Source organism: Streptomyces sp. XM83C (genome assembly GCF_023072675.1).
Classification (GTDB): Bacteria; Actinomycetota; Actinomycetes; order Streptomycetales; family Streptomycetaceae; genus Streptomyces; species Streptomyces thermocoprophilus.
Map to the genome: position 1 here is coordinate 1 of NZ_JALLGL010000218.1, position 10,446 is coordinate 10,446.

General features: G+C 70.7%; 7 protein-coding genes. 6 read left to right on the plus strand and 1 reads right to left on the minus strand.

The window, feature by feature from the left end; all coding sequences use genetic code 11:
- The 5 genes from MTQ10_RS21925 to MTQ10_RS21945 all read left to right on the plus strand — a co-directional run.
- Positions 1 to 657, plus strand: a 657-nt coding sequence (locus MTQ10_RS21925) for a VWA domain-containing protein (protein WP_247471115.1), incomplete at its 5' end; no start/stop codon positions are given.
- Positions 658 to 776: 119 nt separating this feature from the next.
- The gene (gene metG / locus MTQ10_RS21930; protein ID WP_247471116.1) at positions 777 to 2,393 is read left to right on the plus strand and encodes a methionine--tRNA ligase; all 1,617 of its coding nucleotides are present in this window, start codon (positions 777 to 779) and stop codon (positions 2,391 to 2,393) included.
- Positions 2,394 to 2,930: 537 nt separating this feature from the next.
- Positions 2,931 to 3,635, plus strand: a complete 705-nt coding sequence (locus MTQ10_RS21935; protein ID WP_247471118.1) for a hypothetical protein — start codon at positions 2,931 to 2,933, stop codon at positions 3,633 to 3,635.
- A 772-nt stretch (positions 3,636 to 4,407) separates the two neighbouring features.
- Positions 4,408 to 5,418, plus strand: a complete 1,011-nt coding sequence (locus MTQ10_RS31520; protein ID WP_247471120.1) for a peptidoglycan-binding protein — start codon at positions 4,408 to 4,410, stop codon at positions 5,416 to 5,418.
- 247 nt (positions 5,419 to 5,665) lie between these two features.
- Complete coding sequence (locus tag MTQ10_RS21945) at positions 5,666 to 6,253, plus strand: L,D-transpeptidase family protein (RefSeq protein WP_247471122.1); 588 nt, start codon at positions 5,666 to 5,668, stop codon at positions 6,251 to 6,253.
- 101 nt (positions 6,254 to 6,354) lie between these two features.
- On the opposite strand, the gene aspS is transcribed toward MTQ10_RS21945, so the two are convergent.
- The gene (gene aspS, locus MTQ10_RS21950) at positions 6,355 to 8,118 is read right to left on the minus strand and encodes an aspartate--tRNA ligase (protein ID WP_247471124.1); all 1,764 of its coding nucleotides are present in this window, start codon (positions 8,116 to 8,118) and stop codon (positions 6,355 to 6,357) included.
- Positions 8,119 to 8,322: 204 nt separating this feature from the next.
- Here aspS and MTQ10_RS21955 point away from each other — a divergent pair, with 204 nt between their 5' ends.
- Positions 8,323 to 10,428 carry a SpoIIE family protein phosphatase gene (locus MTQ10_RS21955; RefSeq protein ID WP_247471127.1) on the plus strand — a complete coding sequence of 702 codons (2,106 nt, stop codon included), beginning with the start codon at positions 8,323 to 8,325 and terminating at the stop codon, positions 10,426 to 10,428.
- The last annotated feature ends 18 nt before the right edge of the window (positions 10,429 to 10,446 follow it).

Consider the following 10,446-nt stretch of genomic DNA (forward strand, 5'->3'; position numbering starts at 1 on the left):
CTCCCCCTCCCCCGCCTCAAGACCCGCGCCCCCGGCCTCGTCACCGCGTACAGGGCGGCCGGTGCCGCGCTGAAGAAGCGGGAGCTGACCGGCGCGCGCGCGAAGGTGTACCTCGTCCTGGACCGCTCGGCGAGCATGCGGCCGTACTACAAGGACGGTTCCGCGCAGGCCCTCGCCGAGCAGACGCTCGCGCTCGCCGCGCACCTGGACCCCGAGGTGACGGTGCACGTCAGCTTCTTCTCGACCGAGCTGGACGGCACGGGCGAGCTGACCCTCGCCGAGTACGAGAACAAGATCGACGAGCTGCACGCGGGCCTCGGCCGCATGGGCCGTACCAGCTACCACGTGGCCGTGCAGGACGTACTGGACCACCACCAGAAGTCGGCGGACCCGTCCGCGCCCGCGCTGGTGATCTTCCAGACGGACGGTGCGCCGGACGCGAAGACGCCCGCGACGCAGGCTCTGGCGGACGCGGCGGCCTCGCACCCGGCCGTCTTCTTCTCCTTCGTCGCGTTCGGTGAGCACGACAACAAGGCGTTCGACTACCTGCGCAAGCTGAAGACGGGCAACACGTCGTTCTTCCACGCGGGCCCGGCGCCCCGCGAGCTGACCGACAAGGAGCTGTACGGGGGCGTGCTGGCGGACTGGCGGCCCTGAGGAAGCACCCTGCGGGAGGGGCGGGCGCCGCACATGGCGCCCGCCCCTTCGCCGAACGGGCTGTCCGCCCCACGAAACGCGTGTGAGTCGATCTTCACCGGGCCGTTAGGATTTCGACCATGGCGGCCACTGGATCCGAGAAGCAGGCGGGGAAGGCGTTCTACGTCTCCACGCCCATCTACTACGTCAACGACGCTCCTCACCTGGGCCACGCCTACACGACCGTCGCAGGGGACGTGCTCACGCGCTGGCACCGTCAGCGCGGCGAGAAGGTGTGGTACCTCACCGGCACGGACGAGCACGGTCAGAAGATCATGCGCACGGCCGAGGCGAACGGGGTGACGCCCCAGCAGTGGGCGGACAAGCTCGTCACCGAGGCCTGGAAGCCTCTCTGGGAGCACCTGGAGATCGCGAACGACGACTTCATCCGCACCACGCAGAAGCGGCACACGGACCGCGTCCAGGAGTTCGTGCAGGACCTGTACGACAAGGGCGAGATCTACAAGGGCGGTTACGAGGGCCCGTACTGCGTGGGCTGCGAGGAGTACAAGCTCCCCGGCGAGCTGCTCGACGGCGAGGGCGAGTACGAGGGGCAGAAGCTCTGCCCCATCCACAAGAAGCCGGTGGAGATCCTCAGCGAGGAGAACTACTTCTTCAAGCTGAGCGAGTACACGGAGAAGCTCCTCGCCCACTACGAGGCGAACCCGGACTTCATCCAGCCGGAGTCCGCACGCAACGAGGTGCTGAACTTCGTCCGGCAGGGTCTCCAGGACCTGTCGATCTCCCGGTCGACGTTCGACTGGGGCATCCCGATCCCGTGGGACGACAAGCACGTCATCTACGTGTGGGTGGACGCGCTGCTGAACTACGCCACGGCGGTCGGCTACAACGAGAACCCGGAGAAGTTCGAGGACACCTTCCCCGCCGATGTGCACCTGGTCGGCAAGGACATCCTCCGCTTCCACGCGGTGATCTGGCCGGCGATGCTGATGGCGCAGGGCCTGCCGCTGCCGAAGAAGATCGCCGCGAACGGCTGGCTGATGGTCGGCGGCGAGAAGATGTCGAAGTCGAACCTGACCGGCATCAAACCGCAGGACCTCACCTCGCACTTCGGCGTGGACGCGTACCGCTGGTACTTCCTGCGCGCGATCGCGTTCGGCCAGGACGGCTCGTTCTCCTGGGAGGACTTCTCCGCCCGCTACACGTCCGAGCTGGCCAACGACTACGGCAACCTCGCGTCCCGCGTCGCTGCCATGGTCGGCAAGTACTTCGGCGGCGAGCTGCCCGCGTCGACGGCCGACGGGGACGCCGAGAAGGCCATCCATGACGGCCTGGCGAAGGCGGTCGCGGAGGCCGACCGGAAGATCGGCGAGGAGCTGGACTTCCAGGGCGGCATCCTGGCGATCTTCGACTTCGTGAAGCAGGTCAACGGCTACATCACCGAGCAGGAGCCCTGGAAGGTCGCCAAGGACGACAGCGACGAGGGCAAGGCCCGCCTCGCGACGATCCTCTACACGGCCGCCGAGTCCCTGCGCGCGGTGGCGGTGCTGCTGAACCCGGTCATGCCGGAGACGTCCCAGAAGCTGTGGGAGTCCCTCGGCGCGGAGGCCGGCCTCGGCGCCCTCGCCGACCAGCGCGTCCAGGACGCCGGCGACTGGGGCAAGCTCCCGGCAGGCTCCACGATCACCAAGGGCGCGGTCCTCTTCCCGCGCCTGGAGGAAAAGCCCGCGTCGTGACGCGCCACCCGTGACGCGGGGCCCGGGAGAAGCACCCCTCTCCCGGGCCCCGCGCTTTCACCTTCTGCCGGGGAGCGGCCCGTCGCTGTTCACCCGGAACTCCGCATCGGGCCGGATCGGCTTGCTTCTCGGAGCCGTCGCGAGGCCAATGGGATCGGGCGGAGCAATTTGGGCGCGGAGACGGCTCCACAGGAGTGAAAGCGACGTTCCTTGCCTCTGGGCACAGAGGAGGAACGAGCGCCATGACCACCACCACGCCCGGCAGGGCGCCTCCCCGCTCTGTCGGACCCCGCGGGACTTCGTACAGACCCTGGGCGACTCCCTGCCGGGCAGGTTCGGGATCACCAAGGAACGGATCGTCCACGACCCGCTGTCGCCGGGAGGGCCGCACGAGGTCACGGCCGCGCACGTCAGCCGTCGGCCGTCGTCCGGAGAAGGTCAGGCAGGACGATCTGCCGGCCCACACCGGCACACCCGATGTGCGCACTCGCCGTCGTCCCCCACACGCCGCCCCGCCTCTGGCAGAGTGCTGCACCCGTGGAGAACCTCTTCGACGCGCACCGGCGGCTCATCGCCGATGTCGCCACCCTGGGCACCCCGTTTCTGCTCGTGCTCGCCGGCGGGTACGCCCTCGAAGCGCACGGGATCGTCGAGCGGCCTCACGGCAATGTGGACATGGCGACCGAGAGTCCGGAAGCCGCCGATGTCGTCGCCGAGCGGCTCGCGACCGCACTGCGCGCGGGCGGCCGTACCGTGACCGTGCGGGCGGTGACCCCGCTGTCGGCTCAGTTGACGGTCACCGATCCCGACAGCGGGGTGTCGTGCGAGCTGGCCGTGCACAAGGAGGCGTTCTGGCAGCCGCCCGTGCTCACCTCGCACGGGCCGGCGCTGAGCCCGGAGGACGCGGTGGGTACGAAGATCCGGGCCCTGTACGACCGGGGCGCCGCCGTCGACCTGATCGACGCGCGGGCCGCCGCCGCCCGCTGGTCCTTTCCCGATCTGGAGGATCTGGGGCGCCGGCACGCCCTCGACACGTTCGACCTGCCGACGCTCCAGTCCCGGCTGACCGGCACCGACTGGTATCCGGACCAGGCCTTCACCCGCTACGGCCTCGCCGAGGAGGACATCGCGGGCCTGCGCACCTGGGCCGAGCACTGGTCGACGGACATCGCCGAGCGGCTGCTGGAGGACGGGGCGTCACCCGACGCGGATGAGGGGGACGACCTCGGCGGTTCCGTGTGACGCCCCGCCCCCGGCTCAGCGGTCGGTGCCGTCGTGCGTCGCGTCCGGGTCGGCTCCGACCGTGATGGACGCCCGCACGCCGCGCTCGATGTGCTTCTTGTCGTAGGGTGCCGCAGCGGCTGCTCGCCGAGTACGTCCGACAGCTCGGGACGCAGCGTTCCCGGGGGGCGCTCCCACCAAGCCCCTCCGGTGCCGCTCCGGCGCCGCTCGTCGGCGGCGGCGCCGGTCGCGAGGGCGCCGCCGACACCGACCGCCGCGACGCGCCGGCTCCCGCGCGAGGGCCTGACGGTGCGTCACCTTGCTGTTCCCCTGCGGCTCTTGGGCCGTTCCCTTGTCCGTCGCGAGGGGAACGTAGGGAGCGTTCCTGTCAGGCACAGGTGTGCGGACCGAGGAACGGCCCAGGACGCATGCGCCGTGAGCGCGGACCGGGTACGTCCCCGCCGGGTGCGGCCCACACGTTCGGGTGAAAGAGCGGCCGTTCGGAGTGTTCCCTTCCGCGCCGTCGACGTCGCCGCGTCCCCCGGTGCCCTGCGTGTTTGCGCAGGCAGGGTCGGCCGGGGCGCGGGCGTCCATGAGTGTGCTGCTGCGGGGCGTGATCGTCGGCCGCGTCGGAGACGTGCGGCTAGATCCACCACTGTCGCTACGATCTGCGGCATATGCAGCCAATGCATCGATGCGGACGCATATGCAGGGGATTGACCTGAGTTGATGCCATCGGGCGGTCCGGATGCACGGCTGTCAGGCATCACCGGGGCAGAGAAGACGACAAGCAGTGACGCACTTACGCGACGACGAAGGCGGGCGGTCCCCCGCGACGGCTCTCAGCGAGACACTTCGCGGCTGGTGGGAGGCGGCCGGTGAGCCCGGAGGGCGGGGCAGGCCCACCCAGCAGGCACTGGCGGGCCGGCTGCGGATCGATCAGACGACCCTCTCCCGCTATCTGAACCCCCGTCATCCCTCCACCGCGCCGCTTCGGATCGTGGAGGCGCTGCACGCCCAGCTCGGGGCGCCCGCCGAGGAACTGGAACGGGCACGGGAGTTGTGCCGAGCCGCGCTGGAGAGCCAGCGCAAGCAGCGGGCGGGTGAGAGCGCTCCGGCGTCCGGCGGCGAGGGCGAGGCGGGCGGCGGGGACGGCTCGGACCGCGACCGGGCGTCCTCGCCGGCATCTCGGGCCGCGACCGTGAAAGTGCTGGGGCTCGTGGCCGTGGTGGTCTGCGCGTTCCTCGCCGGGCTGGGCGTGGCCCGGCTGACCGGGGAGCCGGAGACCGTGACCGACGCCAAGGCGGCGGTCGCCCGCACGCCCCGGCCCGAGCCGAGCTGGCTGCTGGTCCGCCGTATGCCGGACGACCAGCTGTGGCGGGGGCGCACCGTGCAGTATCTGCTGCGGCACCGGCACTACGACGTGCCTGTCGACGGCACCTTCGACGCGCGTACCGAGGAGGCGGTGAAGAAGTTCCAGCTCGCCTGGCATCTGACCCCGGACGGCAAGGTCGGCAAGGACACCTGGCCGCTGCTCGTGGTGAAGGCCGGGGTGGGCGACAAGGGCGATGCCGTGATGGCGTTGCAGGCCCTGCTCGACAATGTCGGCGAGGGCGGCACGCCGGTCACGGGGACGTTCGGGCACGAGACCCTGGACGATCTCCAGCACTTCCAGAAGGTCCACGGCCTGCGTCCCACCGGGGTCGCCGACGCCGACACCTGGCGCTGTCTGATGGCCTTCCAGGAGCCGCCGATGCGGACCTCGCCCCTCTACGCGACGCCGGGCGGCGTGCCCTCCCTGTAGCGAGCCCCCGGCGCTGTTCGCGGGGGTCTGACCCGTCCCTGCCGGGCCCTGCGTCCGACCCGCCCGCATGATGGCATCGTCGCAGGTCAGCGCGGTTGCATAGGCAGTGCATCGATGGTCATACGCATGCAACGGCAAGGGCTTTCCCAGGGCTCGCACGCCCTCGCAATCTGATGCCGCGTCACTCGCCGGGGGCGCCCCGGCGGAGCCGCCACCGCAGAGCAAGCAGAGGATCGCGAGGAGAACCATGAACCTGGGCAGGAACACCGTTCGCGGGATCGTGACAGCGGGCGCGCTGGCCGTCGCCACGGCCCTGGTCCCGGCCACGACCACCGCCATGGCCGGTGAGGCCGTACACGGCCCGGCCGCCGCGGTGGCGGCGCCGACCACCCTGGTGTTCGACAAGAACCCGAAGAACCCCACCGCCTCGACGCTCTCCGTGTACAAGGGCGGCAAGCTCCAGGCCCGGTACCGCGCCGGCTCCGGCACCGGCAATACGAATCCGTGTGCCATCGGCAAGGGCTGGATGCCGAACGGCAACTGGAAGATCAAGTCGAGGAGCACCCGCTACGACGGCCGCCTGATCAAGGGCTACGCCGTCTATCTGGAGGACATGAAGTGCTCCCCCTCCAGCAGCAAGAAGCGCACGGAGATGTTCATCCACTCGGAGATGAACCGCGACGGCAGTCAGGGCAGGACCGAGGCGCGCCGCTGGGACGGGCCCAGCGACTACAAGTCCAACGGGTGCGTGAAGCTGCACCCGAACGACATCAAGAAGATGTTCCGCCTGCTGGACCGTATCGGCTGGCCGAGCCATCTGCGTGTGGTCTCGTGACCCGATTCTGACCCGACGGCCTCGCCTGTGAGCGGCGACAACGCGAAGGCGCCCGGGACCGGCCAGGTCCCGGGCGCCTTCGGCTGCGCGCGTCGTACGCCTTACTTCGGCTGCGGCTTGTTCACCGACAGGTGCAGTTCCTTCAGCCGCGCCGGCTCCAGCTCCGTCGGCGCGCCCATCATCAGGTCCTGGGCGTTGCCGTTGAGCGGGAAGGCGATGGTCTCGCGGATGTTCGGCTCGTCGGCGAGGAGCATGACGATACGGTCCACGCCGGGGGCGATGCCGCCGTGCGGCGGGGCGCCGAAGCGGAACGCCCGGAGCATGCCCGCGAACTGCTCCTCGACGGTCTCCCGGTCGTACCCTGCGATCTCGAACGCCTTGAGCATGATCTCCGGCTCGTGGTTCCGGATCGCGCCGGAGGACAGCTCGACGCCGTTGCAGACGATGTCGTACTGCCAGCCGAGGATGTCCAGCGGGTCCTGGGTCTGGAGGGCCTCCAGGCCGCCCTGCGGCATGGAGAACGGGTTGTGCGAGAAGTCGATCTTGCCGGTCTCCTCGTCCTTCTCGTACATCGGGAAGTCGACGATCCAGCAGAAGCGGAAGACGTTCTCCTCGAAGTGGCCGGCGCGCTTGGCGGCCTCGACGCGCACGGCGCCCATGATCTTGGAGACCTCGTCGAACTCGCCCGCGCCGAAGAACACCGCGTGGCCGGCCTCCAGGCCGAGGCGCTCGGTGAGGACCTTGACGTTCTCCTCGGTGAGGAACTTGGCGATCGGGCCGGTGAGCGAGCCGTCCTCCGCGACACGCACCCAGGCCAGGCCCTTGGCGCCCAGCGAGACGGCGTAGTCGCCGAGCTGGTCGAAGAACTTGCGCGGCTGGTCCTGGACGGCCGGGACGGGCAGCGCGCGGACGTGCTTGCCGGCGAAGGCCTTGAACTCCGAGCCCTCGAAGACGTCGGTGATGTCGACCAGCTCCAGCCGGGCGCGCAGGTCCGGCTTGTCGGAGCCGTACTTCAGCATCGCCTCGCGGTACGGGATGCGCGGGAACGGCGAGGTGACGTGCCGGCCGCCGCCGAACTCCTCGAACAGCTCGGTCATCAGCTTCTCGACCGGCTGGAAGACGTCCTCCTGCTCGACGAAGGACATCTCGATGTCGAGCTGGTAGAACTCGCCGGGCGAGCGGTCGGCGCGCGCGTCCTCGTCGCGGAAGCAGGGCGCGATCTGGAAGTAGCGGTCGAAGCCGGAGATCATCAGCAGCTGCTTGAACTGCTGCGGGGCCTGCGGCAGGGCGTAGAACTTGCCCGGGTGCAGACGCGAGGGGACGACGAAGTCGCGGGCGCCCTCGGGGGAGGTCGCGGACAGGATCGGCGTCGCCATCTCGTTGAAGCCGAGGGCCGTCATCTTGTGACGGATCGCGGAGATCACCGCGGTGCGCAGCATGATGTTCTTGTGCATGCGCTCGCGGCGCAGGTCCAAGAAGCGGTACTCGAGGCGCCGCTCCTCGTTGACCCCGTCCTCGCTGTTGATGGTGAAGGGCAGCGGGGCCGCCGCGCCGAGCACCTCGACCTCGCCGACCTCGATCTCGATCTCGCCGGTGGGCAGGTCGGGGTTCACGTTCTCGGTTCCACGTGAAACAACGCGGCCGTCGACGCGGACCACGGTCTCCTTGGACAGCTTGTCCAGGGCCGTGTACGCCTCGGTGCCGGGGCGGGCGACCAGCTGCGTGATGCCGTAGTGGTCGCGCAGATCGATGAAGAGGATGCCGCCCAGGTCGCGCCGATTGTGCAGCCAGCCACTCAGCCGGACGTCGGTGCCGACGTCAGAGGCGCGGAGCTCGCCGCAGGTGTGGGACCTGTACCGATGCATCGTCGTTCATCCAGTCTTCGCGGATCGGGAATCTCCGGGGCCCGGTGCCCGGACCTTCCAAGGGTACCGGGCGGCCCGGGATCACCTCCCCTGCATTACCTTCCCCGGCCGTCCGCCGCAGGGCCGGCGGGGGTGCGGCAGGGGGCCCGGTACCGCCTGCGGCTTCGGTGGCAGCTCTCGGACAGACCTTCTTAAAGTGGGGCAATGCACACTGGTGAGCGCTTGCCCGCCGTAGGGGATGTCCTCGCCGCTCTCGGCACCGGCCTGTGGCACTGGGACACCTCCACCGGGCTGGTCACCGTGGACGCGGTGGCGGCGCGGCTGCTCGGCCTGCCCGCGGAGCAGGCCACGCTCACCGAGGCGCAGGTCCGCTCCCGGTTCCACCCGGTCGACTGGAACGAGACGCGGGGGATCGTCCAGCTCGCCGCCTCCGAGGGCACCCTCGCCGAGGTGCGCATCCGGATCGTCGACGAACGGGGACGGGTCGTCCGTACCGTACGCAGCAGATCCAAGCCGACCTACGACCGGGAGAAGCACGCGTACGAGCTGACCGGCACCCTCCAGGAGGTCACCGAACCCGCACCGGGCACACCGGCCGCGCACAACGCCGTCACCGGCGACTGGCGGCGCTCGCGTGAGGCGTTCCTGCTGGACGCGGGCCGTGCGCTGGCGGAAGCACGCTCCACGGCGGAGGTGCTGCGGGTCGCGGCCGGGCTGTCGATGCCCGGGTTCACCCCCGACGGGCTCGCGGTGTTCGGCATGGAGGGCGACCGGCTGACGATCATCGGGCACCACGGGCAGCGGCCCGGCGACGAGGTTCCGTTCGCCGCGCTGCCCCTGACCACGGACTATCCGGCGGCCGAGGTGGTGCGCACCGGGCGGGCCGTGTACCTGTCGTCCCCCGAGGAGTACCAGCGGCGCTATCCCCTGACCTGGCCGCTCGCCGAACAGTTCAACCGCCAGTCGTGGGCGTTCCTGCCGCTGACCGTGGGCGGGCGCACGATGGGCGCGTGGATGGCCGCGTTCACCTATCCGGTCGCCTTCACCCCGGACGAGCGGTCCGTGCTGACGACCGTGGCCCGCATGCTCGCCCAGGCGCTGTCCCGCGCCGGCGCGGCCGAGACCCAGCGGGAGCTGACCGACGGCCTGCAACGTTCGATGCTGCCCTCGCTCGGCGAGGGCATCCCCGGCATGCGGATCGCCGCCCGCTACGTCCCCACCGGCGGCGGGCTTCAGGTCGGCGGCGACTGGTACGACATGATCCCGCTGCCCAGCGGCCGGTTCGCGCTGGTCATCGGCGATGTGCAGGGGCACGACGTGCGGGCGGCCGGGCTCATGGGGCAGCTGCGGATAGCGCTGCGCGCATACGCCTCCGAGGGGCACCGGCCCGATGCGGTACTGGCCCGCGCCTCACGCTTCTTCCACGGCATCACCCAGGGCGAGGACGAGGCCTCCGACGTGCGCTTCGCGACCTGCCTGTACGTCGAGGTCGACCCCGCCACCGGCACCGTGGAGACCGCCCGCGCGGGGCATCTGGACCCGGCGGTGCGGATGCCGGACGGCGCGGTGATGCTGCGGGGCACCGCCGGCGGGCTGCCGCTCGGCATCGACCCCGACAGCGACTACCCCACGACCCGGCTCGCCCTGGAACCCGGCGAGCTGATGCTGCTGTGCACCGACGGCCTGGTCGAGACCGGCGGGCACGACCTGGACACGGGCTGGCGGCGCATCCGCGACGTACTGGAGAAGCACGGCGGCGACGATCTCGAAGGGCTGGCCGACGCCCTGGTCGGGGCCGTGCACGGACCGTCCTCGCATCACACGACCGGCCCGCTCGCCGACCGCCGCGAGGACGACCTAGCGCTGCTCCTGCTGTGCCGGCAGGTGGAGCGACGCGGCGCGGGCAGCGGCGTACGGCGCCATCGGCGGACCATGTTCACCGTCGAGCAGGCCGAGCCGGAGCAGGTCGCCACCGGGCGGCGGCACCTTCGCGACCTGCTGCACGACTGGGCCTCCCCCGACCAGGTCGACTCGGCGGTCCTGCTCGTCTCCGAGATGCTCACCAACGTCCTCGTGCACACCGACGCCGACGCGCTCCTCGTCGCCGAGGTCACCGGCGAGCCGGGCCGCCGCCGGCTCCGCGTCGAGGTCACCGACGCCGGCGACGACCTGCCGCACATGCGCCGCCCCGGCGAGCTGGCCTCCTCGGGGCGCGGCCTGCTCCTGATCGAACTGCTCGCGGACGCCTGGGGCGTGGCGCCTCGGGGGGAGGGCAAGAGCATCTGGTTCGAGCTGAGGGAGGCGGCGTGAGGGGGAGGCGGCGTGAGG

Excerpts from the sequence above, each read along its gene's own strand:
- aspS (WP_247471124.1), bottom strand. The coding sequence starts at position 8,118 with ATGCATCGGTACAGGTCCCACACCTGCGGCGAGCTCCGCGCCTCTGAC.
- MTQ10_RS21945 (WP_247471122.1), top strand. The coding sequence starts at position 5,666 with ATGAACCTGGGCAGGAACACCGTTCGCGGGATCGTGACAGCGGGCGCG.
- metG (WP_247471116.1), top strand. The coding sequence starts at position 777 with ATGGCGGCCACTGGATCCGAGAAGCAGGCGGGGAAGGCGTTCTACGTC.
- MTQ10_RS21955 (WP_247471127.1), top strand. The coding sequence starts at position 8,323 with ATGCACACTGGTGAGCGCTTGCCCGCCGTAGGGGATGTCCTCGCCGCT.